Origin of the sequence: Paracoccus sp. DMF, from assembly GCF_004407025.1 — a bacterium.
GTDB lineage: Bacteria > Pseudomonadota > Alphaproteobacteria > Rhodobacterales > Rhodobacteraceae > Paracoccus > Paracoccus aminovorans_B.
In genome coordinates, this window is record NZ_SOKV02000023.1 from 37556 (window position 1) to 60439 (window position 22884).

The 22884-nt window shown below is 68.5% G+C and carries 20 protein-coding genes; 13 read left to right on the forward strand and 7 right to left on the reverse strand.

Annotation, left to right across the window (positions count from 1 at the left end; translation table 11 throughout):
- Positions 1–4 precede the first annotated feature (4 nt).
- Genes E3D03_RS12990 through E3D03_RS13005 form a run of 4 tightly spaced genes read left to right on the forward strand, consistent with a single transcriptional unit; the run spans position 5 to position 4608 of the window.
- Entirely contained in the window at positions 5–1003 is a 999-nt protein-coding gene (locus tag E3D03_RS12990; protein WP_263567289.1) for an ABC transporter ATP-binding protein, read from the forward strand.
- A gap of 8 nt (positions 1004–1011) precedes the next feature.
- A complete protein-coding gene (locus tag E3D03_RS12995; protein WP_263567290.1) occupies positions 1012–2475 on the forward strand; it encodes a mannitol dehydrogenase family protein in 1464 nt (487 codons plus the stop codon).
- 3 nt (positions 2476–2478) lie between these two features.
- A complete protein-coding gene (locus tag E3D03_RS13000) occupies positions 2479–3135 on the forward strand; it encodes an HAD family hydrolase (protein ID WP_263567291.1) in 657 nt (218 codons plus the stop codon).
- A gap of 12 nt (positions 3136–3147) precedes the next feature.
- Positions 3148–4608: an FGGY-family carbohydrate kinase gene (locus E3D03_RS13005; RefSeq protein ID WP_263567292.1), complete on the forward strand. Its 1461-nt coding sequence runs from the start codon at positions 3148–3150 to the stop codon at positions 4606–4608.
- On the opposite strand, the gene E3D03_RS13010 is transcribed toward E3D03_RS13005, so the two are convergent.
- Complete coding sequence (locus E3D03_RS13010; protein ID WP_263567293.1) at positions 4599–5531, reverse strand: sugar-binding transcriptional regulator; 933 nt, start codon at positions 5529–5531, stop codon at positions 4599–4601. The genes E3D03_RS13005 and E3D03_RS13010 overlap by 10 nt on opposite strands.
- Positions 5532–5816: 285 nt before the next feature.
- Here E3D03_RS13010 and acs point away from each other — a divergent pair, with 285 nt between their 5' ends.
- From acs to E3D03_RS13030, 4 genes are all read left to right on the forward strand, one after another.
- A complete protein-coding gene (acs, locus tag E3D03_RS13015) occupies positions 5817–7772 on the forward strand; it encodes an acetate--CoA ligase (protein WP_062563175.1) in 1956 nt (651 codons plus the stop codon).
- A 203-nt stretch (positions 7773–7975) separates the two neighbouring features.
- Positions 7976–8284 carry a DUF485 domain-containing protein gene (locus tag E3D03_RS13020; protein ID WP_018001287.1) on the forward strand — a complete coding sequence of 103 codons (309 nt, stop codon included), beginning with the start codon at positions 7976–7978 and terminating at the stop codon, positions 8282–8284.
- Positions 8281–9996 (forward strand): cation acetate symporter, encoded by a 1716-nt coding sequence (locus E3D03_RS13025; protein ID WP_062563176.1) that lies wholly within the window; start codon positions 8281–8283, stop codon positions 9994–9996. Before E3D03_RS13020 ends, E3D03_RS13025 begins: the two co-directional genes overlap by 4 nt.
- Before the next feature lie 73 nt (positions 9997–10069).
- Positions 10070–10456 (forward strand): response regulator transcription factor, encoded by a 387-nt coding sequence (locus E3D03_RS13030; protein ID WP_263567294.1) that lies wholly within the window; start codon positions 10070–10072, stop codon positions 10454–10456.
- Here E3D03_RS13030 and E3D03_RS13035 read toward each other — a convergent pair.
- Positions 10453–10620: a hypothetical protein gene (locus tag E3D03_RS13035; protein WP_172823788.1), complete on the reverse strand. Its 168-nt coding sequence runs from the start codon at positions 10618–10620 to the stop codon at positions 10453–10455. The two genes, E3D03_RS13030 and E3D03_RS13035, sit on opposite strands and share 4 nt — an antisense overlap.
- Before the next feature lie 131 nt (positions 10621–10751).
- Here E3D03_RS13035 and E3D03_RS13040 point away from each other — a divergent pair, with 131 nt between their 5' ends.
- On the forward strand, positions 10752–11834 hold the full coding sequence (locus E3D03_RS13040; protein ID WP_263567295.1) for a PA0069 family radical SAM protein: 1083 nt from the start codon (positions 10752–10754) through the stop codon (positions 11832–11834).
- On the opposite strand, the gene bmt is transcribed toward E3D03_RS13040, so the two are convergent.
- Entirely contained in the window at positions 11835–12794 is a 960-nt protein-coding gene (gene bmt, locus E3D03_RS13045; RefSeq protein ID WP_263567296.1) for a betaine--homocysteine S-methyltransferase, read from the reverse strand.
- Between the two features lie 94 nt (positions 12795–12888).
- Complete coding sequence (trpS, locus tag E3D03_RS13050) at positions 12889–13908, reverse strand: tryptophan--tRNA ligase (RefSeq protein WP_263567297.1); 1020 nt, start codon at positions 13906–13908, stop codon at positions 12889–12891.
- Between the two features lie 84 nt (positions 13909–13992).
- Between trpS and E3D03_RS13055 the strand changes: the two genes are divergently transcribed.
- Positions 13993–14703, forward strand: a complete 711-nt coding sequence (locus E3D03_RS13055) for a rhomboid family intramembrane serine protease (RefSeq protein ID WP_062563181.1) — start codon at positions 13993–13995, stop codon at positions 14701–14703.
- Here the strand turns inward: E3D03_RS13055 and murJ are convergent.
- The 3 genes from murJ to E3D03_RS13070 are packed head-to-tail and all read right to left on the reverse strand — an operon-like array spanning position 14694 to position 20258.
- Positions 14694–16238: a murein biosynthesis integral membrane protein MurJ gene (murJ, locus tag E3D03_RS13060; protein WP_062563182.1), complete on the reverse strand. Its 1545-nt coding sequence runs from the start codon at positions 16236–16238 to the stop codon at positions 14694–14696. The two genes, E3D03_RS13055 and murJ, sit on opposite strands and share 10 nt — an antisense overlap.
- Before the next feature lie 10 nt (positions 16239–16248).
- Positions 16249–19059: a [protein-PII] uridylyltransferase gene (locus E3D03_RS13065; protein WP_263567298.1), complete on the reverse strand. Its 2811-nt coding sequence runs from the start codon at positions 19057–19059 to the stop codon at positions 16249–16251.
- Positions 19060–19061: 2 nt separating this feature from the next.
- Positions 19062–20258, reverse strand: a complete 1197-nt coding sequence (locus tag E3D03_RS13070; RefSeq protein ID WP_263567299.1) for a penicillin-binding protein activator — start codon at positions 20256–20258, stop codon at positions 19062–19064.
- Between the two features lie 123 nt (positions 20259–20381).
- On the opposite strand from E3D03_RS13070, the gene rsmI reads away from it, so the two are divergent.
- The 3 genes from rsmI (at position 20382) to gshB (ending at position 22725) form a co-directional block, all read left to right on the forward strand.
- Positions 20382–21290, forward strand: a complete 909-nt coding sequence (gene rsmI / locus E3D03_RS13075; protein ID WP_263567300.1) for a 16S rRNA (cytidine(1402)-2'-O)-methyltransferase — start codon at positions 20382–20384, stop codon at positions 21288–21290.
- The gene (locus E3D03_RS13080) at positions 21287–21694 is read left to right on the forward strand and encodes a YraN family protein (RefSeq protein ID WP_263567301.1); all 408 of its coding nucleotides are present in this window, start codon (positions 21287–21289) and stop codon (positions 21692–21694) included. The genes rsmI and E3D03_RS13080 overlap by 4 nt, the downstream gene beginning before the upstream one ends.
- A 65-nt stretch (positions 21695–21759) precedes the next feature.
- A complete protein-coding gene (gene gshB, locus E3D03_RS13085) occupies positions 21760–22725 on the forward strand; it encodes a glutathione synthase (RefSeq protein ID WP_263567302.1) in 966 nt (321 codons plus the stop codon).
- Positions 22726–22884 lie beyond the last annotated feature (159 nt).

Here is a 22884-nt window from a genome sequence, read left to right on the forward strand (position 1 = left end):
CACGATGGGAAGCATTACGCTCAAGCAGGTCCGCAAGGCTTTCGGCGATGTCGAGGTCATTCCGGGCGTCGATCTGCAAATCAACGACGGCGAATTCGTGGTCTTCGTCGGCCCCTCGGGCTGCGGCAAGTCCACGCTGTTGCGGCTGATCGCCGGGCTCGAGGACGTGAGTTCGGGCCAGATCCTGATCGACGGCCAGGACATGACCCAGGCGGCGCCCTCGCGGCGCAAGCTGGCGATGGTGTTCCAGAGCTATGCGCTTTACCCGCATATGTCGGTCAGGAAGAACATCGCCTTTCCGCTGAAGATGGCCGGCATGGACGCGGCCCAGCAAGAGGCGCGGGTGAAGCATGCCGCCGGCATCCTGAACCTGACCGATTACCTGGACCGCCGCCCCGGCCAACTGTCAGGCGGCCAGCGCCAGCGCGTCGCCATCGGCCGCGCCATCGTGCGCGAGCCCTCGGCCTTTCTCTTCGACGAGCCGCTGTCGAACCTCGACGCCGCGCTGCGCGTGAACATGCGGGTGGAAATCTCGGAACTGCACAAGAAACTGGCCACCACCATGGTCTATGTCACCCATGACCAGGTCGAGGCGATGACCATGGCCGACAAGATCGTCGTGCTGCGCGCCGGCCGGGTGGAGCAGGTGGGCAGCCCGCTGGAACTCTACCGCACGCCCGCGAACCGCTTCGTCGCCGGCTTCATCGGCAGCCCGAATATGAACTTCATCGAGGGCGAGCCGGCGGCGCGCCTCAGCGCCCATGCCATCGGCGTCCGCCCCGAGCATTTCGCCATGTCCACGACCGAGGGTCTGCTGGCCGGCACCGTGGGCGTGGCCGAGCATCTGGGCTCGGACACCTTCCTGCACATCGACCTGGACAACGGCCCGCATATCGTCGCCCGGGCGGCGGGGGAATTCCCCGTCCATCACGGCGACCGCATCTTCCTGACCCCGCAAGAGGGACGGGTCTATCGCTTCGACCAGAACGGCCTGGCGCTGTGAGGGACAAGATGGACAGGCTTTCCAACCAGACGCTTGCGCAACTCTCCCAACCTGGCCCCGGCTATGACCGCGCCGGTCTGCGCCCCGGCATCCTGCATTTCGGCGTCGGCAATTTCTTTCGCGCGCATCAGGCCTTCTACCTCGACCGGCTGATGAACATGGGGCTGGCGCAGGATTTCGCCATCATCGGCGCCGGGGTCATGCCGGGCGACGCCAGGATGCGCGACACGCTGGCGGCGCAGGATCACCTTTACACGCTGGTCGAGCAATCGGCCACACGCTCGGACGCCCGCGTGCTGGGGCCGATCGTCGATTACATCGCGCCGGGCGATCATGCGCGCGTCATCGCCACCCTGGCCGATCCGGCGATCCGCATCGTCGGGCTGACCATCACCGAAGGCGGCTATTTCATCGACGCCGCCACCGGCCATTTCGACCCCGCGCATCCCGCCATCGCCGCCGATGCGGCGACGCCCGAGGCGCCGAAGACCGTTTTCGGCCTGATCGTCGCGGGGCTGAAAGCCCGTCGCGCCGCCGGGCATCCGGCCTTTACCGTGATGTGCTGCGACAACATCCCCCATAACGGCAACGTCACCCGCGAGGCGGTGGTCGAGACCGCGCGGCTCTCGGACCCCGAACTGGCCGAGTGGATCGCGGCGCATGTCGCCTTCCCCAACGCCATGGTGGACCGCATCACCCCCGCGACCAGCGACCGCGAACGCCGCATGGTGCGCGAGGACTTCGGCATTCCCGACGCGGCGCCGGTCTTTTGCGAGGACTTCATCCAATGGGTGCTGGAGGACAATTTCCCCGCCGGCCGCCCGCCCTTGGAAAAGGCCGGCGTCGAATTCGTCGCCGACGTCACGCCCTGGGAGCTGATGAAGATCCGCATCCTGAACGGCGGCCATGCGGTGATCGCCTATCCGGCCGGTCTGCTGGACATCCATTTCGTGCATGAGGCGATGCAGGACGCCCAGGTCCGCGCCTTCCTGGAAAAGATCGAGGCCGACGAGATCATCCCGGCCGTGCCGCCGGTCCCGGGCACCGACCTGCAGGCCTATTTCGCCAAGGTCGCGGAACGCTGCGCCAATCCCAAGATCGGCGACACCGTGCGCAGGCTCTGCCTCGACGGCTCGAACCGGCAGCCGAAGTTCATCGTGCCGACCATTGCGCACCGGCTGGAACGGGGGTTGCCGGTCGAGGGGCTGGCGCTGGAATCGGCGCTGTGGTGCCGCTATTGCGCCGGCGTCACCGACAGCGGCGCGGTGATCGAGCCGAACGACCCGAACTGGGACAGCCTTGTGCCCAAGGCGCAGGCGGCGCGGACCGATCCCTCGGCCTGGCTCGGCATGGCCGAGATCTATGGCGCGACCGGGCAGGACCCGCGCTTTGCCGAACCCTTCGCGCGCTGGCTGGCGATGCTGTGGGACAAGGGCACGCGGGCCACGCTCGACGCCTATCTCGGGGCGTGAGCGGTGGCGCGGGGGCTGATCTTCGACTGCGACGGCGTGCTCGTGGACAGCGAGCCGCTGGCCGTGGCCGAGCTCGAGGCCCTGCTGCATGGCCTGGGCGTGCCGATCGACAGCGCGCGGATCTATGACGAATTCCTCGGCCGCTCGATCCTGACCATCGTCGAGGCGGCGCGCGTTCACGGCGTCGACATGGCGCCGGCGCTGCCGGGCTTTTCGCAGGCGCTGTTTCGCCGCTTTCGCCGCGACCTGCGCCCGGTCGAGGGGATGCTTCAGGCGCTGGCCGGGATTGCGGGGCCGCGTGCCGTGGCCTCGTCCAGCGCGCCCGACCGGCTGGCGCTGTCGCTGGCGCTGACCGGGCTCGCGCCGGTCTTCGGCCCGCATGTCTATTCCTCGACCATGGTCGCGCAGGGCAAGCCGGCGCCCGACCTGTTCCTGCTGGCCGCCGACCGGCTGGGCCTGGCACCCGGCGATTGCGTGGTGATCGAGGACAGCCCCGCCGGGCTGCGCGCCGCCCGCGCCGCCGGCATGCGCGCCATCGGCTTTCTGGGCGGCAGCCATGCCGGCGCCGCGCGTCTGCGCGACAAGCTGGCGGCCGAGGCGCCGGATGCGCTGATTGACCATGCCCGCGATTTGCCCAACACTCTGGCCGAACTGCGCTAGGGGAGGGCGGGCTTGCTGATCGCGGCGGTGGATGTGGGCTCGGCCCGCGCGCGGGCGGGGCTGTTCTCGGCCGAGGGGCGGCTTCTGGCCCGCGCCAGCCAGGGCTTTGCCGCCATCGCCGGCCCGGACCAGCAGGCCGGCCACGATTTCGCCGAGATCTGGCGCGCCGTGGCCGAGGCGCTGGCCGAGGCGCGGCGCCAGGCCGGCGCCAGCCCGGGCCAGGTCCGGGCGCTGGCCTTTGACGCCACCTGCTCGCTGGTGGTCGAAGCGCCGGGCTTCGCCCCCGATGTCATCGCCTGGCACGACCACCGCGCCATTGCCGAGGCGCGCGAGCTGGACGCGATGGGCCATGAGATCGTCACCCGCGCCGGCGGCGCCGTCTCGCCCGAGATGCAGACGCCGAAGCTGATGTGGCTCGCCCGGCACCGGCCCGAGGCTTGGGCACGGTTGACCGGCATCCGCGACCTCTGCGACCAGCTGGCCTTTCGCGCCACCGGCATCGAGGCGCGCTCGCATTGCGCGACGGTGGCGAAATGGCCCTGGCTGCCCGACCGGGGCGGCTGGCAGACCGATCTGATGACTCGCGCCGGCATCGACGGCTTTCCGCGCCCCGGCGCGGTGCTGCCGGCCGGCACGCCGATCGGGCCCCTGTCGGCGGCAGGCGCGGCGGAACTGGGGCTCGACCGCGACACCATGGTCGCGGCCGGGCTGATCGACGCCTTTGCCGGCGCGCTCGGTGCGGCGCCCGAGATGCCGGCGCTGATCGCCGGCACCTCGAATTGCGTGATGGCGACCGGGCTCGGGCCGGCGCCCGCGCTCTGGGGGCCCTATCCGGGCGCCATCCTGCCCGACGAGGCGGTCAGCGAGGGCGGCCAGTCCGCGACCGGCGCGGCGCTGGAGCAGATCCGCCGGCTGTATCCGCAGCCGCAGAGCCATGACGAGATCCTGGCCCGGATCGCGCGGGCGCCGGACGAGCCGGGGCAGGGGGTGCATGTGCTGCCGGATTTCAAGGGCAGCCGCACGCCCTTCGCCGATCCGCTGATGCGCGGCACCGTCCACGGGCTTGCGCTCGACGGCAGCATCGCGGCGCTGGACGGGCTCTATTGGCGCGCGGCGGTGGGGATCGCGCTGGGAACGCGGCAGGTCATCGCCCATATGGGCCTGGCGCCGCAGCGGCTGGCCATGGCTGGCGGCCAGGCGCGGGCGCCCGCCATGCGCCAGCTCTATGCCGATGCCACCGGGGCCGAGATCCACTGGCAGCCCGAGGATGCCGTGCTGCGCGGCACCGCCATCGCCGCCGCGGCGCCGCTGGCCGGGGGCCTGCGCGCCGCCCGCGCCCGCTTTGCCCGCCCGGTCGAGATCACCCGCCCGGACCCCGGCGCCCGGGCCCGGCGCGAGGCCGACTGGCGCATCTTCCAGCGCCTGCAAGAGCAGCGCGCCGAGATCGCGGCCATGCTTCCGGCTCAGTCCTGAAGCAGCCCGGCCGCGGTCGCGGCATCGGTGATCAGCCCGCTGACCAGCCCGCCCTGCAGCGCGCCCCGGATCGCCGGCAGCTTGTCGAGCCCATGCGCCGCGCCGATGACCAGCGTGCTGGCCCGGGGCGGGATCGGGGCCGAGGCGACGCGGTCGTTGCTGAGCCCCTCGATCAGCCGGCCTTGGGCGTCATAGGCCCAGCCGGTGATCTCGCCCACCGCGCCGGCGGCGACCAAGGCGTCGAGATCCGGCTGCGACAGGAACCCGTCCAGCATCAGCGGCGCGGCCGCCCCCACGGTGCCGATGCCCAGAAAAGCCACGGCGGCGTCCGAGGACATGCGGATCAGCCGCTGAATGCTGGGCTGGCCGTTCACCGCCTGCCGCTCGTGCACGGTGGGCGCGATCACCGGCAGCGGCATCGGGAAGCTGCGCGCCGTCACCAGGTCCGACAGGGTGAACAGCACGTTGTAATAGGCGGTCGAGCCATCCGGGGCGATATTGCCGGTCAGCGACACGATGCGGTGCTGCGGGCAGTCGATATGCGGCAGCTGCGCGATGGCCGCGCGCAGGGTGCGGCCGGTGCCGATCGCCATGGTCATCGGCTCGGGCCGGCGCAGCCATTGCTCGATGGTGTCGGCCAGCATCAAGGCCACCCCGGCCTCGGGCGCGTCCGCGGGCGCCACCTCGCAGAAGGCCAGCCGCCAGCGCCGGCGCAGCGCCTCGGCCAGGTCCATGCAATGGGCAAAGGGGTGGTCGATGCGGATCTTGACGATGCCCTCGGCCATGGCCTGCGCCACCAGCCGCTGCGCGGTCTGGCGCGACACGCCCATGATCCCGGCGATCTCGTCCTGGGTCTTGCCGGCGACATGGGAAAGCCACGCCGCCTTGGCGGCCTGTTCCAGTTTCCGGCCCTGGTTCGACATCGCTTCGCCTTCCGCCCTGCGGGTGGTTCCCGCGCCGGCCATGTCTAGCTTGGCCCGGTGTCGCCTGTCCAGCCGCCGCGCCGCTCGCGCTTCTGTGAATAATTTACATAAGCAATATAGATCCCGTCAATAATTTTACAAAATTCCCTTTAATAAAAAATGGTTTACTAAAATTGCATTCTAGGATTAACATTCGGCATATTCGGAGTGTCGAGGCCGGCACAGGCGCCAGAGGAGGGTGCCGCCGTGCCGCCGCCAGCCGCATCGCCAGGAGAGGAGCCCGTCATGTCTGTTGAAAATGTTGCGAAACACCCCATCCCCGCCGGTTTCGAGGATGCCCATCTTCTGCCCGACGGTTACGCGCGGATGTATGCCGAATCGATTTCCGACCCGGAGGGGTTCTGGCGCCGCGAGGGTCAGCGCCTGGACTGGATCCAGCCCTATACCAAGGTGAAGGACACGGATTTCACCATGGGCAACGTCTCGATCAAGTGGTTCGAGGATGGGGTGCTGAACGCCTCGGTCAACTGCATCGACCGCCACCTGCCCAAGCGCGCCAACCAGACCGCGATCATCTTCGAACCCGACGATCCGGGCGCGCCGGCGCGCCATATCACCTATGCCGAGCTGTCGGAAAAGGTGAACCGCTTCGCCAACGTGCTGCTGAGCCAGGGCGTGATGCGCGGCGACCGGGTGGTGATCTATCTGCCGATGATCCCCGAGGCGGCCTATGCCATGCTGGCCTGCGCCCGCATCGGCGCCATCCATTCCATCGTCTTCGCCGGCTTCTCGCCCGACGCGCTGGCGAACCGCATCAACGACTCGGGCGCCAAGCTGGTCATCACCGCCGACACCGCGCCGCGCGGCGGCCGGCGCACGGCGCTGAAGTCGAACACCGATGCGGCGCTTCTGCATTGCTCGGACCGGGTGCGCTGCCTGGTGGTCAAGCATACCGGCGACCAGACCACCTGGATCGACGGCCGCGACGTGGACGTGCTGCGCCTGATGGAGGAGGTCAGCCCCGACTGCCCGCCGCGCCCGATGAATGCCGAGGATCCGCTGTTCATCCTTTACACCTCGGGCTCGACCGGCAAGCCCAAGGGCGTGGTGCATACCACCGGCGGCTACCTGGTCTTTGCCGCGATGACGCATCAATATGTCTTCGACTACAAGGACGGCGACGTGTTCTGGTGCACGGCGGACGTGGGCTGGGTCACCGGCCACAGCTATATCGTCTATGGCCCGCTGGCGAACGGCGCCACCACCGTCATGTTCGAGGGCGTGCCGAACTATCCCGACGCCGGCCGCTTCTGGGCGGTCTGCGAAAAGCACAAGGTCAACCAGTTCTACACCGCGCCGACCGCCATCCGCTCGCTGATGGGCCAGGGGCCGGAATGGGTCGAGAAATACGACCTGTCCAGCCTGCGCGTGCTGGGCTCGGTCGGCGAGCCGATCAACCCCGAGGCCTGGAACTGGTATGACAAGCATGTCGGCAAGGGCAAATGCCCGATCGTCGACACCTGGTGGCAGACCGAGACCGGCGGCCACATGATCACCTCGATCCCCGGCGCCATCGAAACCAAGGCCGGCGCGGCGACGCTGCCCTTCTTCGGCGTCAAGCCCGAGGTGCTGGACGCCGCGACCGGCGCGGTGCAGGAGGGCGACCCGGCCGAGGGCGTGCTCTGCATCGCCGACAGCTGGCCGGGGCAGATGCGCACGCTGTGGGGCGACCACCAGCGCTTCATGGAGGCGTATTTCCAGCAATATCCGGGCTATTATTTCACCGGCGACGGCTGCCGGCGCGACGAGGACGGCTATTACTGGATCACCGGCCGCGTCGATGACGTCATCAACGTCTCGGGGCACCGCATGGGCACGGCCGAGGTGGAATCGGCGCTGGTCGCCCATGCCAAGGTCGCCGAGGCCGCTGTGGTCGGCTATCCGCACAGCCTGAAGGGGCAGGGCATCTATGCCTATGTCACGCTGATGAACGGCATCGAGCCCAGCGACGACCTGCGCAAGGAGCTGGAGACCTGGGTCCGCACCGAGATCGGCCCCATCGCCAAGCCCGACCTGATCCAATGGGCGCCGGGCCTGCCCAAGACCCGCTCGGGCAAGATCATGCGCCGCATCCTGCGCAAGATCGCCGAGGACGATTTCGGCGCCCTGGGCGACATCTCGACGCTGGCCGATCCGGGCGTCGTGGACGAGCTGATCGAGAACCGGATGAACCGCAGCTGACGCGGGGCCCGGCGCGACAACCTCGCGCCGGACCTTCGCCTTTCCGACCCCGCGGGCGGCACGCTGCCCGCGGACCGGTCGCGGCTTGGCTGCCGATTGCGCGCCCGCGCCGCGATCCCATGCAATGAGGGACCAGATCATCCGGCCGAGGAGGACCGCCCGGACGACCTGACCGCAGCCCGTGCAGGAGGAACACGACGGACATGGAACAGAACCTCGCAGACCGGATCGCCGCCGATCCGAACTATCAGCAGCTGAAATCAAGCAGGTCCCGCTTTGGCTGGATCCTGACCCTGGCCATGCTGGTGGTCTATTACGGCTACATCACGCTGATCGCCTTCGACAAGGAGGCGCTGGCCGCGCGCATCGGCGACGGCGTGATGACCTGGGGCATCCCCATCGGCTTCGGCGTCATCATCTTCACCATCGTCGTGACCGGCATCTATGTGCGCCGCGCCAACAGCGAGTTCGACGACCTCAACGAAAAGATCAAGCGGGAGGCGCTGAAATGAGCCGCATCACCCAACGCTTCGCGGCCGCAGCCGCGCTGGCGCTGACCCCGGGCCTTGCGCTGGCCGACGCCATTCAGGGCGGCGGCGAGAAGCAGGCCACCAACTGGACCGCGATCATCATGTTCGCGGGCTTCGTGGTGCTGACGCTGTTCATCACCAAATGGGCCGCGGCCAAGACCAAGTCGGCGGCGGATTTCTATACCGCCGGCGGCGGCATCTCGGGCTTCCAGAACGGCCTGGCCATCGCGGGCGACTACATGTCCGCCGCCTCGTTCCTGGGGATTTCGGCCGCGGTGATGACCTCGGGCTATGACGGGCTGATCTATTCCATCGGCTTCCTGGTCGGCTGGCCGATCCTGACCTTCCTGATGGCGGAACGCCTGCGCAACCTCGGCAAGTTCACCTTTGCCGACGTGGCGGCCTTCCGCTTTGCCCAGACGCCGGTGCGGATCTTTGCCGCCTCGGGCACGCTGGTCGTGGTCGCCTTCTACCTGATCGCGCAGATGGTCGGCGCCGGCTCGCTGATCGAGCTGCTGTTCGGCCTCGACTACTGGATCGCGGTGGTGATCGTCGGCGCGCTGATGATGATCTATGTGCTGTTCGGCGGCATGACCGCGACGACCTGGGTGCAGATCATCAAGGCCTGCCTGCTCTTGGGCGGCGCATCCTTCATGGCCTTCATGGTGATGTGGAAATACGGCTTCTCGCCCGAGGCCATGTTCGCCGATGCCGTGCGCGTCAAGGCCGATCTCGCCACCGCCGCCGGCAAGACCCCCGAGGAAGCCGCCACCGCCGGCCAGTCGATCATGGGTCCGGGCACCTTCATCAAGGACCCGATCTCGGCCATCAGTTTCGGCATGGCGCTGATGTTCGGCACCGCCGGCCTGCCGCATATCCTGATGCGCTTCTTCACCGTCCCCAGCGCCAAGGAAGCGCGCAAGTCGGTGATGTGGGCGACCGGCTGGATCGGCTATTTCTACCTGCTGACCTTCATCATCGGCTTCGGCGCCATCACCTTCGTGCTGACCAACCCGGGCTTCCTGGGCGCGGACGGCAAGCTGATGGGTGGCAACAACATGGCGGCCGTGCATCTGGCCCATGCCGTCGGCGGCAACGTCTTCCTGGGCTTCATCTCGGCCGTGGCCTTTGCCACCATCCTGGCGGTGGTCGCCGGCCTGACGCTCTCGGGCGCCTCGGCGGTCAGCCATGACCTCTATGCGACCGTCATCAAGAAGGGCAACCCCGAGCCGGGCAGCGAGCTGCGCGTGTCCCGCATGACCACCATCGCGCTTGGCATCGTCGCGGTGGTGCTGGGCATCGCCTTCAAGAACCAGAACATCGCCTTCATGGTGTCGCTGGCCTTCGCCGTCGCCGCCTCGGCCAACTTCCCGGTGCTGTTCATGTCGGTGCTGTGGAAGGATTGCACCACGCGCGGCGCGGTGATTGGCGGCTTCCTGGGGCTGATCTCCTCGGTGGTGCTGACGGTGCTGTCGCCCTCGGTCTGGGAAGCGACGCTGGGCAATCCCGAAGGCTCGGCGCCCTTCCCCTATACCTCGCCGGCGCTGTTCTCGATGACGCTGGCCTTCGTGGGGATCTGGCTGTTCTCGAAGCTGGACAACAGCCGTCGGGCGCAGATCGACCGCGCGGGCTTCCTGGCCCAGCAGGTGCGCTCGGAAACCGGGATCGGCGCGTCCGAAGCCTCGTCGCACTAAGCAAGACCGGCCGGGGCGTGCCCACGCGCGCGCGCCCCGGCCTTCTGCCTTGCCGCAGCATCGCGAGGACGGGATGACGGCTGATCCGCACAGGCATTCGGTCCTGATCGTCGAGGACGAGGACAGCATCGCGCTGGCCATCGAATTCGTGCTGGCCCGCCAGGGCTATGCCCATCGCCGGGTCGCCCGGGGCCGCGACGCTCTGGCCAGCATCCGCGAGGCCCGTCCCGACCTGGTGCTGCTGGACATCATGCTGCCCGACATTTCGGGCTATGAGATCATCGAGACCCTGCGCGCCGATCCCGCCCTGCGCGGCATGCGCGTGCTGATGATGACCGCGCGCGGCTCGGTGGTCGAGCGGCGCAAGGGCCTGGAACTGGGCGCCGACGGCTTCATCGCCAAACCCTTCGAGCTGAACGAATTGCGCGCCGAGATCGCGCGGCTGCTGGACGCCGGCTAATGCGGGTGGTCGTCGCGTGTGCTCAGATGCGCGATGCCGGCGGCGGCCAGCGCCAACAGCGCCAGCGCGAACAGCGGAATGCCCACGGCGCTGGCCGCCCAGATCGTCAGCCCGGCGGCGAGGATCACGGCAAGCATCAGGATCAGGAAATGCGGCAGCGGCATCACATCCTCCGTTCCCTTCAATATGGGCCGCCGGCGCGGCGGCGAAAAGCCCCGGGACGGAAAATCGGCGATAATCCGGCGCAGCGTCACGCGGCGCTGGTCAATGTTCGCTGAATGTTCTAGAATGGGGCATGACCCTGCCGCCCCGCAACCCCGACGAGATCCTGCGCGCCCGCGGTGTCGACTCGCGCCCCGCCGGCCGCTTCGAGCCCTATCGGGCCGAGCGCGAGCATGACGGCTGGGACATCCCCGAGGACCAGGAACTGCTGCGCACCGAGATCGCGATGGAGCGGGCGCGCTCGGTCATCACCCGCAATGCCTCGCCCGACGTGCCTTTCGACCGCTCGGTCAATCCCTATCGCGGCTGCGAACATGGCTGCATCTATTGCTTCGCCCGACCCAGCCACGCCTATCTCGGCCTGTCGCCGGGTCTGGATTTCGAAACCCGCATCACCGCCAAGCCCAATGCGGCCGAGGTGCTGGCGGCGCAGATCGCCAAGCCCGGCTATCAGGTGGCGCCGCTTGCCTTCGGCACCAACACCGACCCCTATCAGCCGGCCGAGGCGGGCCTTGGCATCATGCGCGCCTGCCTGCAGGTGCTGCATGACTGGAACCACCCGCTGAGCCTGGTCACGCGCGGCGCTACGGTGATGCGCGACGCCGATCTGCTGGGGGCGATGGCGGCGCGGGGGCAGGCGATGGCCGGGGTCTCGATCACCACGCTCGATGCCGCGCTGGCGCGGCAGATGGAGCCGCGCGCGCCGGCGCCCGCGACCCGGCTGCGCATGATCCGGGTGCTGGCCGATGCCGGCGTGCCGGTGCGGGTGATGGTGGCGCCGATGATCCCGGCGCTGACCGCGCATGAGATGGAATCGATCATGCAGGCGGCGCGGGACGCCGGCGCGACGGCCGCCAGCATGATCCCGGTGCGCCTGCCCTTGGAGGTGGCGCCGCTGTTCCGCGACTGGCTGGAACGCCACCACCCCGGCAAGGCGGCGCATGTCATGGCCCGCATCCAGGCCATGCGCGGCGGGCGCGACAACGACCCCCGCTTCGGCTCGCGCATGCGCGGCGAGGGGGTCGAGGCGGAGCTTCTGCATCAGCGCTTCCGCCTGGCCCGCAAGCGGCTGGGGCTGGTGCGAGAAGCCGAGGTGCTGGATTGCAGCCGCTTCGGTCCGCCGCCGCGGGCGGGCGACCAGCTGTCGCTGTTCTGACTATTCTCCCGGCCCCATGACCTGCGCGATCCGGGCCGAGATCGCATCCGGGGTCGGCTTCGGCCCGCGCGGCGCGCCGACCAGCGCGTCGCGCATCGCCGCCAGATGCGCCGGCGTGGTGCCGCAGCAGCCGCCGATGATGCGGATGCCGAGGTCGCGGGCCAGCACGGCGAATTCCGCCATCACCTCGGGCGTGGCGTCATAGACCAGCCCGCCGTCCTGATAGCGCGGCACGCCGGCATTCGGCTTGGCGATCAGCGGGCGTTCGTTCCCCGAGGCCGCGAAGCCGGCGATGGCGTGCAGCAATTCGGCCGGGCCGGTGCCGCAATTGGCGCCGAAGGCCAGCGGCGGATGCGGCAGCCGCTCGATCAGCGCGGCAAGCTGCGGCGGGCTGACGCCCATGATGCTGCGCCCGCCCGGCTCGAAGCTCATCATGCCGCACCAGGGCATGCCGACGGTCTGGGCGGCGCGGGCGGCGGCGCGCATTTCCTCGGCGGCGCTAATGGTCTCGATCCACAGCACGTCGGCGCCGCCGTCCTTCAGCGCCTGGGCCTGGTCGGTGAACATGGCGGTGGCCTCGGCCTCGGTCAGCCGGCCCATCGGCGCCATGATTTCGCCGATCGGACCCATCGAGCCCGCGACGACTACCGCGCGGCGCGCCTCGGCCGCGGCCTCGCGCGCCAGCCGCGCGGCGGCGCGGTTCAGCGCCGCGACGCGGTCGGCGGCGCCAGCCAGCCGCAGGCGGCTGGCATTGGCGCCGAAGCTGTTGGTCAGGATGATGTCGGCGCCCGAGGCGATCATCCGGCGGTGCAGCTCGCGCACCTTGTCGGGCTGGGACTCGCACCACAGGTCCGGCGCCTGTCCCGGCGCCAGCCCCATGTTGTAGAGATTGGTCCCGGTGGCGCCGTCGGCCAGAAGCCAGGGGCGTTCGCCGAGCGCGCGCGAAAGCTGGTCAGGCATGGTCTTTCCCGTCTGGAGAGGGCCCGGCTTGCCGGCAGGATCGGGGAATCATAGCCGATCCTGCGCGGAAGTCATTGAAACATTGGGCACCCGCTCAGCGTGAGCGGATCATGCCCATGATCTCCTTGGTGCGCTCGACGATGGGCTCGGCGATGGCCTGGGCCTGGCCGGCGCCGCGACCCAGGATGCGGTCGATCTCGGCCGGATCGGCCATGAAATCGGTCATGCGCCGGGTGATCGGCGCCAGCGCCTCGACCGCCACCTCGGCCAGCGCCGGCTTGAAGGCGCCGAAACCCTGGCCCTCGAAGCGCGCCAGCACCTGGTCGCCGGTCTCGCCCGAAAGCGCGGCGTAGATATTGACGAGGTTCTTCGCCTCGGGCCGGTCCTTGAGGCCCTCCATCGTGCCGGGCAGCGGGTCGGCATCGGTGCGGGCCTTGCGGATCTTCTGTGCGATGGCGTCGGCATCGTCGGTCAGGTTGATGCGCGTCGCGTCCGAGGGATCGGATTTCGACATTTTCTTCGACCCGTCGCGCAGGGACATGACCCGGGTCGCGGTGCCCTCGATCAGCGGCTCGGTGATCGGGAAGAATTCCTGGCCGTAATCGTGGTTGAACTTCGCGGCGATGTCGCGGGTCAGCTCCAGGTGCTGCTTCTGGTCCTCGCCCACCGGCACGGCGGTGGCGTGATAGGCCAGGATGTCAGCGGCCATCAGCGAGGGATAGGCCAGCAGGCCGAGGCTGGAGTTCTCGCTGTTCTTGCCGGCCTTGTCCTTGAACTGGGTCATCCGGTACATCCAGCCAACGCGCGCCACCGTATTGAAAAGCCAGGCCAATTCGGCATGCTGCGGCACTTGGCTCTGGTTGAACAGGATCGAAACCTCGGGGTCCACGCCCGAGGCCAGGAAGGCCGCGGCGACCTCGCGGGTGTTGTGGCGCAGTTTCTCGGGGTCTTGCCAGACGGTGATCGCGTGCAGGTCCACGACGCAATAGATCGTCTCGGCCCCCTTGCCCTGATAGTCCGCAAAGCGTTTCAGCGCGCCGAGATAGTTCCCCAGCGTCAGCCCGCCCGAGGGCTGGATGCCGGAGAAGATGCGCTTGGTGAAGCTCGTGGTCATGGCACTACCTGCTTGGAAAATCCCGGGGGCTGGCTTACCCCTTGGCCGGTTCGGGCGCAACTGCCCGCAATGGAAGGAAGCAAGATGCGCCCCGGTTACGATGAATCGCCGCTGAACCCCGTGCCCGCCGTGGTCTGGATGATCGCCCTGCCGATGATCGCCTGCGAGGCGGTGTTCGGGCTGGGCCAGCTGGGCTTTCTGGGCGGCGGCCAGGGCGGCGGCATGGCCATGCGCCAGATCGCGGTCGAGCGCACCGCCTATATCCCCGATTTCGTGCTGCGGCTGTGGCAGATGAAGGTCTTCCTGCTGGACCAGAGCTGGCGCGTGCTGACCTATCCCTTCGTCCATCTGTCGCTGACGCATGCGCTGTTCGTCATCGTCTTCACGCTGGCCCTGGGCAACCTGATCGCGCATCAGTTCCGGCCCTGGGCGGTGATCGCGCTGTTCTTCGGCTCGGCCATCGGCGGGGCGCTGGTCTATACGCTTTGCGCGGGCCTTCTGCCGCAGTTCCGGTTCCAGCCGCTGATCGGCGGCTATCCGGCGGTCTATGGCTTCGTCGGCGCCTTCACTTTCCTGCTGTGGACCCGGCTCGGCCAGGAAAACGCCAACCGGCTGCGCGCCTTCACGCTGATCGGCATGCTGCTGGCCTTCCAGCTGGTGTTCGGCATCCTGTTCCAGGACGGCAGCCTGACCTGGATCGCCGAGGTGGCGGGCTTTGCCGCCGGCTTCATCCTGTCCTTCGTGCTGGTGCCCGGCGGAATCGCCCGGGTGGTCCGCCAGATCCGTCAGCGCTGACGCCGGAAGCCGGCGCGCAGGTCCGACAGGCGCACGGCGCCGCAGGCCACCGCTGCAAGCCCATAGGCCGCCATGCCGCCAAGGACCAGTGCGGCCAGCGCCAGGTAGCGGGTGCCAGGCGTGACCAGCGCCTGGTCCAGCGCCGCCATCAGCCCCCACAGCACCACGCCCATCACCGCCGAGGCCAGCGCGATGCGCGGCAGGCGGTGGCGCAACCGATCGTCGAGCTCGGCCGCCTCGCCAAAGGCGCGGGTGCCGTGCCAGAGCTGCGCCGCCATGGTCCAGCCGGCGACGGTCGTGCCCCAGGCGGCGGCCGAAAAGCCGATCAGCGGCGCGAGGCCCAAGGCCAGCACCGCGTTCACCACCATCGACCAGACGGCAAAGCGGAACGGCTTCTTCGTGTCCTCGCGCGCGAAATACAGCGGCTGCAGCACCTTTTGCAGAACGAAGGCCGGCAGGCCCAGGCCATAGATCGCCAGCGCCTGCGCCGTCGGGCCGACGTCCGAGGCCAGGAACTTGCCCCGCCCGAACAGGACCGCGATCAGCGGCCCGGCCGCCACCACCAGCGCCACCGCCGCCGGCACGGTCAAAAACAGCGCGAATTCGGCGGCGCGGTTATAGGCGTGCCGGCCGCCGCCGGTGTCGCCCGCCTTCAGCCGGCGCGAGATGTCGGGCAGCAGCACGATGCCGATGGCGATGCCCACCACGCCCAGCGGCAGCTGATACAGCCGGTCGGCATAGGTCAGCCAGGCCACCGCACCATCGAAGAACGAGCCGACCTGCTGGCCGACCATCAGGTTGATCTGCACCACGCCGCCGGCCAGCACCGCAGGCCCCGCCACGGCGATCAGCCGCTTCATGTCGGGCGAAAGCCGCGGCAGGCGCAGCCGCAGCGGAAAGCCCATGCGCTTGGCCGCCCACCAGACGGTCAGGAATTGCGCGATGCCCGAAACCGGCGTGGACCAGGCCATCGCTCCGCCCATGTCCCAGCCATAGCGATGCGCCAGCAGCATGGCGGCGATCAGGATGAAGTTCATCAGCACCGGCGCCGCCGCCGCCGCGACGAAGCGCCCGCCCGCGTTCAGCAACCCCGAAAGCAGCGCCGTCAGCGAGATGAACAGGATATAGGGAAAGCAGATCCGGCCATACATCACCGCAAGGTCGAAGCGCGGGTCGCCGTAGAACCCGGCCGCCATGGCAAAGACCAGCCAGGGCATGGCGAAATGCGCGATGACCGAGACGACCAGCACCACGGTGAACAGGCCCGAGAACGCCTCTTCGGCGAAGGCGCGGGCGTCCTCTTCCCCCTCCAGGCGCTTGGCGAACATCGGCACGAAGGCGGTGTTGAAGGCGCCCTCGCCGAAGAAGCGGCGGAACATGTTGGGCAGGCGGAAGGCGACGTTATAGGCCTCGGCCACCGGACCGGCGCCCAGATAGGCCGCCATCATTACGTCGCGGACAAAGCCCACGACGCGGCTGGCCAGCGTCCACGCCCCCACCGAGAGGAAGCCCCGGATCAGTCTTATCGGTTGCATCGCTGTCCCTTCAGAACGTCCCGCCAAGCGGGCGCTCGGCCTTTTCCGCGCGCTCGGTCCCGTCCTTGAGGGCCTGGCGCAGCTTCTTTTCCAGCGTGTCGCGGCGACCCTGCTGGTGCAGCTTCAGCCCGAACATGTCCTTGACATAGAAGGTGTCGACGACCTGGGCGCCGAAGGTGGCGATGACCGCGCTGGCGATCTGGATGTGGTTCTCGGCCAGGGTCCGGGTCAGGTCGTAAAGCAGGCCGGGGCGGTCGCGGGTGTCGACCTCGATCACCGTGTAGACGTCCGAGGCCTCGTTGTCGAAGGTGATATGGGTCGGGAAGCGGAAGGCCGCCTCGCGCTTTTTCGGCTTGTCGCGGCCGGCCAGCGCCTCGCGCGCGACGATCTCGCCCTTCAGCGTGCGCTCGATCATCTTGCGCAGGCGCGGCAGGCGGTCGGCGGCATAGGGATGGCCGTCGGCGTCCTGCAGCCAGAAGACCGCGGTCGCGAATCCGTCCTTGGTGGTATAGGTGCGCGCATCGACGATATTGGCGCCGACCAGCGCCAGGGCCCCCGCCATGCGGGAAAAGATGCCGGGATGGTCGGCCAGCACGAAGGCCGCGCGGGTCGCGTCGCGGTCGGTGTCGGGGTGCAGGTCGATGCGGATCTCGTCATCGCCGACGCCCGCCAGCAGATGGGCAAAGACCGATTGCGTCTCGGTCGGCAGGCCGGGCCAATAGGCGTCGTAATGGCGCGCCAGCTCGGCCTTGATCGCCTTCGGCTCCCAGGACTTCGCGGCCAGCAGGTGGCGCAGCGATCGTTTCGCCTCGCCGGTGCGCTTGTCGCGGTTCAGCTCCTCGAGGCCGTTCTGCAGCGCCAGCGCCGTCTCGCGGTGCAGCTTGCGCAGCAGCATGGCCTTCCAGTTGTTCCAGGTGCCGCGCCCGACGCCGCGAATGTCGCAGACCGTCAGCACCAGCAGCATGTCCAGCCGCTTGACCGTCTTCACCGCCTTGGCGAAGTCGCGCAGCGTGCGCGGATCGGCGATGTCGCGCTTTTGCGCCACGTCCGACATCAGCAGGTGGTTGCGGATCAGCCATTCGATGGTCTCGATCTCATCCACCGGCAGGCCGAAGCGGGTGCAGATCCGCCGCGCCAGCCGCGCGCCCAGGATCGAGTGATCCTCGCTCCGGCCCTTGCCGATGTCGTGCAGCAGCACGGCCAGGTAGATCACCCGGCGGTTGACCTTGCCCTTCATGATCTTGCTGACCATGGGCAGATCCTCGACATCGTCGCCGCGCTCGATGGCGGCCAAGGCCGCGACGCATTGGATCAGGTGCTCGTCGACCGTGTAATGGTGATAGACGTTGAACTGCATCATCGCCACGACCGGGGCGAATTCCGGGATGAAGGCGGCCAGAACGCCAAGCTCGTTCATCCGCCGCAGCGAGCGTTCCGGGTTGCCGTGCTTCAGCAGCAGGTCCAGGAAGATCCGCACCGCCTCGGGGTCGGAACGCATGCGGTCGTCGATCAGATCGAGGTTCGCCGCCACCGCGCGCATGGCGTCGGGGTGGATCAGGATGCCGGTGCGCAGGGCCTCCTCGAACAGGCGCAGGATGTTCAGCGGATCGGACAGGAACTGCTTTTCATCGACGAAGTTCAGCCGGCCGCGGTCCAGCCGGAACCCGGGCCGGATGCGGCGCCGGCGCTGGAACAGCAGGTTCATGATCGGCGCGCGGTAGAGGTGGCGCGCCTCGAGCGCGACCAGGAAGACGCGCGTCAGCTCGCCCACCTTGGTCGCGTGCAGGAAATAGTCCTGCATGAAGATTTCGACCGCGCGCCGGCCGCCGAGGTCGCGATAGCCCATGCGCGTCGCCACCTCGACCTGCATGTCGAAGGTCAGCTGGTCCTGCGGCCGGCCGGCGATCAGGTGCAGGTGGCAGCGCACCGCCCACAGGAAATCCTCGGCCTGCCAGAAGGTCAGGTGCTCTTCCTTGGTGAAGAAGCCGAGGTCGACCAGCTCGACGGCGCGGTCGACGCGGTGGATGTATTTCGCGATCCAGTAGAGGGTCTGCAGGTCGCGCAACCCGCCCTTGCCCTCCTTGACGTTCGGCTCCAGCACATAGCGCTGGCCGCCCTGGCGGCGGTGGCGCTCGGCGCGCTCGGCGAGCTTGGCCTCGATGAATTGCGGCACGCTCTTGTCGAAGAGCTCGCTCCACAGCCGGTCGCGCAGCGTCTCGGCGGTGGCGGCATGGCCGCAGATCAGCCGGTGCTCCAGAAGGCTGGTGCGGATCGTCATGTCGCCGGCGCCAAGCCGGATGCAATCGTCGACCGAGCGGGTGGATTGCCCGACCTTCAATTTCAGATCCCACAGCATGTAGAGCATGGATTCGACCACGCTCTCGACCCAGCCCGAGATCTTCCAGGGGGTCAGGAACAGCAGGTCGACGTCGGATTGCGGCGCCATCTCGGCGCGGCCGTAGCCGCCGATGGCCAGCACCGACAGCCGCTCGGCATCGGTCGGATCCGCCAGCGGGTGCAGGATGGTGGTGGCGACGTGGTGGATGGCGATGACGGTCGCATCGGTCAGGCTGGCGATGGCGCGCACCGTCTCGCGCGCGGCGCGCGGGTGCGACATGAAGCCCGCGGCGATGTCGGCCATGGCGGCGGTGCGGGCCTGGGTCAGCAGGGCGACGGCGCGGGCGCGGATCTCGCGCGGGTCGCCCGCGCCTTGCAGGGCGGCGGTCAGCGCCGGAAGGAAGGTCTCGGGCGCGAACAGCGAATGCGCCCCGGGCAGGGCCGGGGCGCTTTGCGGCAGGGTCTCGGTCGGCCTTGCGCTCAAGATCAGAACCCGAAGCCGCCGAAGCTGCGCGGGGCTGGGTCCAGCACCACCAGCTGGTTGCCGCGCACGGTGGCCACGGCCAGCGCGCGTTCGTTGGTGCCGTCGCGGCGCAGTCGGAAGGCGCCCTGGATCCCGGCGAAGCCCGAGTTCTGGGTCAGCCCGGCGGTGGTCAGCGCATTGCGCTTGCCGGCGCGGACCAGGGCGGCGATGGCCGCGACCCCGTCATAGCCCAGCGAGCCCAGCTCGTGCGGCGTCTCGCCATGGGCGGCGCGATAGCGCTGGTCGAACTGCGCCTTCATCGTCGTGTCGGGGATGGCGAACCAGCCGCCCTGCACCCCGCGCAGCTGCAACCGGGCCGAGGGCTGGTCCCAGCGCGTCAGCCCCATCATCTGCACCGAGGCCGAGGTGACGCCGGCATCGGCCAGCCTGTCGGTCAGATAGGGCAGCACCGCGCCCTGGTTGGCGGTCAGGAAGACCGCGTCGACATTGCCCGACAGCGCCGCCGCGGTGACATTCGGGATGATGCCGTCGATGCCCTGTTTCGACACCGGATGCACCGCGCTGCCGGCCAGGCTCGCGCCATTGCGCTGGATGGCGCGCTCGATGGCGCGGGCGCCGACCTGGCCCGCCGCGTCGTCCTCGGCCACCATCAGGATGCGGCGCTTGCCGTTCCGGACGCCGTATTTCACCAGCCGGTCGGCGACGTTGTCGAAGGTATTGCCCAGCACGAAGACATTGCCGCCGGCGATGTCGGTGTTGTTCGAGAAGGACAGCACGTTGACGCCCCGGGGCGCCATGGCATTGCCGACCGCATTGGCGCTGTCGGCGAACAGGGGGCCCAGGATGATCTTGGCGCCTTCGCTGACCGCCTGGTTGGCCGAAGCGACGGCAGAACCCGGCTCGGAGCCGGCATTGTAGACGCGCAGGTCGATGGTGGCGCCGCGCGCATCGGCCGCGGCCATCCTGGCGGAATTCGTCAGCGAGCGCGCCAGCCAGTCCAGGTCGGCATTGCCGCCCGGCACCAGCAGCGCCACCGGCACCGGCTGCGACGGGTCGATGGCCTGGCCGGTCTGCGGACCCGAGGCCCCCGTCCCGACCGGCTCGCAGGCGGCAAGCGTCATGGCGGCAAGCACGGCTGCGATACGCGCGGCCGGGCGGCGCAGATCGAAGGCGCCGCGGATCGTTTTCAGGACGGTCATGGCGTGATTCCCTGTTGGATCGAGGCTGGGGGTTTGATGGGGGCAGGTTATTGGCATATTCCGGACAAGGCAACTTGCCCCATGCGGGCGGCCCGTTTGTCGGGCAGACAGAAAGGATCCGCGATGGAGAATGGCGCCAGCACAACCGGGACGGGCGCGCGGGCGGTCTCGCTCTCGATTTCGGCCAGCGCGCCCGAGCCCGGGCTCTATCTGGTGGCGACGCCGATCGGCGCGGCGCGCGACATCACGCTGCGGGCGCTCGACGTGCTGAACACCGCCGAGGTGCTGGCGGCCGAGGACACCCGCAACCTGCGCCACCTGATGGATATCCACGGCATCGCGCTGCGCGGCCGGCGGCTGATCACCTATCACGACCATAACGCCGACCGGGCGCGGCCCGCGGTGCTGGCGGCGCTGGAGCAGGGGAAGTCGGTGGCCTATGCCTCGGACGCGGGCACGCCGCTGGTCGCCGACCCGGGCTACCGGCTGGCACGCGATGCGGCCGAGGCCGGCCATGCGGTGCGGGCGCTGCCCGGCCCCTCGGCGGCGCTGGCGGCGCTTTCGGTCTCGGGCCTGCCCAGCGACCGGTTCCTTTTCGTCGGCTTTCCGCCGGCGGCGGCCGGGGCAAGGCGCAAATGGATCGAAAGCTGGCGCGCGGTCGAGGCCACGGTCATCGTCTTCGAAAGCCCCAGGCGCGTTAAGCAATTGTTGGAGAATGTCTGCGATGCTGAGGCGAATCGGGCTACGGTGATCTGCAGGGAACTGACCAAGAAATTCGAAGAAGTGATGCGCGGGACGGCGGCGGAACTGGCGGAACGGATACCGGAGGAAGGCTTGCGCGGCGAAATCGTCGTGCTGTTCGGCCATCCGCAGCCTCTCGCGCCCAGCGAAGCTAATCTGCGCGATGCGCTGGCCGACCTGCCCGAAGACATGCCGGTCAAGGCCGCCGCGACCGAGATCGCCACGAGATTCGGCCTGCCGCGCCGCGATGTCTATGCGCTGGCCGTCCAGATGAGGAAGGAACGGGAATGAAGCATGAAAGGTATTTCACGCCGGCGGTGGCCCTAGATGCCCGGGCCTGGCGCGGCACCGTGGCCTGTTCGGGTGGCCGGATGGCCGAGGGGTCGGTCGCGCGGGAATACGGCATGCGCGGCTATGATCTCATCGCCGAACGCTGGCGCGGCCAGGGCGGCGAGATCGACCTGATCCTGTGCAAGGACGGCGAATATGTCTTTGTCGAGGTCAAGAAGGCGAGCTTTCACCATTGGGCGGCCGAGCGGATCGGGCGCCGGCAGATCATGCGCATCTGCAACGCCGCGATGGAATTCTGCGGCCGCCTGTCGACCGGGCTGCTGACCCCGATGCGATTCGACGCCGCGCTGGTCGACCAGTTCGGACGGGTGGAGATTCGCGAGAATGCCTTCGGCGGCAACTGACGGCACGCTTGCAATGGCCGGATAGCCGGGTCAGAACTCCGCTGGAACAGGCGGGAGATGATCGCATGAGTCTTTACGTGGCCCTGCAGATGGACCCGATCGAGCAGGTCTCGATCGATGGGGATAGCACCTTCCGGCTGGGGCTCGAGGCCGAGGCGCGCGGCCATCGGCTGTTCCAGTATACCGCCGACCGGCTGAGCTATGTCGAAGGTCGCATCGTCGCCCGGGGCAGGCCGGTCACCCTGCGCCGCGAACAGGGCAATCACGTCGATTTCGGTGACTGGGCGGATGTCGATCTGGGCGATTTCGACGTCGTCTGGCTGCGTCAGGATCCGCCTTTCGACATGGGCTACATCACCACGACCCATCTGCTGGACCGCGTGCATCCGGACACCTTCGTGGTGAACGACCCGTTCTGGGTCCGCAACAGCCCCGAGAAGCTGCTGGTCCTGGATTTCCCCGAACTGACGCCGCCGACCTTGATCACCCGCGACCTGGGGCAGATCCGCGATTTCCGGCGGCGGCATGGCGATTTCATCCTGAAGCCGCTTTACGGCAATGGCGGGGTCGGCATCTTCCACATGCGGCCGGACGATCCAAACCTCTCCTCTCTGGTCGAGACCTTTCTTGCCAGCAGCCGCGAGCCGATCATCGCGCAGAAGTATCTGCCCGCCGTGGTCAAGGGCGACAAGCGCATCATCCTTGTCGACGGCGATCCGGTCGGTGCCATCAACCGGGTGCCTGCCGCCGGCGAGGTCCGCTCGAACATGCATGTCGGCGGCAGTCCGGAGAAGATCGGCCTGACCGCACGCGAACACGAGATCTGCGCGGTCATCGGCCCGGTCCTGCGCGAAAAGGGGCTACTCTTCACGGGCATCGACGTCATCGACGGCTGGCTGACCGAAATCAACGTGACCTCGCCCACTGGCATCCAGGAACTGGAGCGGTTCGACGGCATCAATGCCGCCGCGCTGATTTGGGAAGCTATCGAGCGCAGGCTGGCTGCCCGAGGGCAAGCGCCTCAAGGTTGACGGCCGGAATGATTCGGATGCCGTTTTCGTAACCCGAGCATCGCGAATCGCTTTAGCGCGGATCTCCAGCGGAGGTTTGCAACAACCCACCCGCATGTCCAAGCTCATTGCTAGGGTCAGGACCCGTTGATTTTCCACCTTCGGCATGATTCAGGCACC

Coding starts and splice junctions, on each gene's coding strand:
- trpS (WP_263567297.1), bottom strand. CDS start 13,908: ATGACCACGAGCTTCACCAAGCGCATCTTCTCCGGCATCCAGCCCTCG.
- E3D03_RS13030 (WP_263567294.1), top strand. CDS start 10,070: ATGACGGCTGATCCGCACAGGCATTCGGTCCTGATCGTCGAGGACGAG.
- E3D03_RS13010 (WP_263567293.1), bottom strand. CDS start 5,531: ATGTCGAACCAGGGCCGGAAACTGGAACAGGCCGCCAAGGCGGCGTGG.
- E3D03_RS12995 (WP_263567290.1), top strand. CDS start 1,012: ATGGACAGGCTTTCCAACCAGACGCTTGCGCAACTCTCCCAACCTGGC.
- rsmI (WP_263567300.1), top strand. CDS start 20,382: ATGGAGAATGGCGCCAGCACAACCGGGACGGGCGCGCGGGCGGTCTCG.
- E3D03_RS13025 (WP_062563176.1), top strand. CDS start 8,281: ATGAGCCGCATCACCCAACGCTTCGCGGCCGCAGCCGCGCTGGCGCTG.
- E3D03_RS13040 (WP_263567295.1), top strand. CDS start 10,752: ATGACCCTGCCGCCCCGCAACCCCGACGAGATCCTGCGCGCCCGCGGT.
- E3D03_RS13080 (WP_263567301.1), top strand. CDS start 21,287: ATGAAGCATGAAAGGTATTTCACGCCGGCGGTGGCCCTAGATGCCCGG.
- bmt (WP_263567296.1), bottom strand. CDS start 12,794: ATGCCTGACCAGCTTTCGCGCGCGCTCGGCGAACGCCCCTGGCTTCTG.
- E3D03_RS13070 (WP_263567299.1), bottom strand. CDS start 20,258: ATGACCGTCCTGAAAACGATCCGCGGCGCCTTCGATCTGCGCCGCCCG.
- E3D03_RS13055 (WP_062563181.1), top strand. CDS start 13,993: ATGCGCCCCGGTTACGATGAATCGCCGCTGAACCCCGTGCCCGCCGTG.
- E3D03_RS13020 (WP_018001287.1), top strand. CDS start 7,976: ATGGAACAGAACCTCGCAGACCGGATCGCCGCCGATCCGAACTATCAG.
- acs (WP_062563175.1), top strand. CDS start 5,817: ATGTCTGTTGAAAATGTTGCGAAACACCCCATCCCCGCCGGTTTCGAG.
- gshB (WP_263567302.1), top strand. CDS start 21,760: ATGAGTCTTTACGTGGCCCTGCAGATGGACCCGATCGAGCAGGTCTCG.
- E3D03_RS13035 (WP_172823788.1), bottom strand. CDS start 10,620: ATGCCGCTGCCGCATTTCCTGATCCTGATGCTTGCCGTGATCCTCGCC.
- E3D03_RS12990 (WP_263567289.1), top strand. CDS start 5: ATGGGAAGCATTACGCTCAAGCAGGTCCGCAAGGCTTTCGGCGATGTC.
- murJ (WP_062563182.1), bottom strand. CDS start 16,238: ATGCAACCGATAAGACTGATCCGGGGCTTCCTCTCGGTGGGGGCGTGG.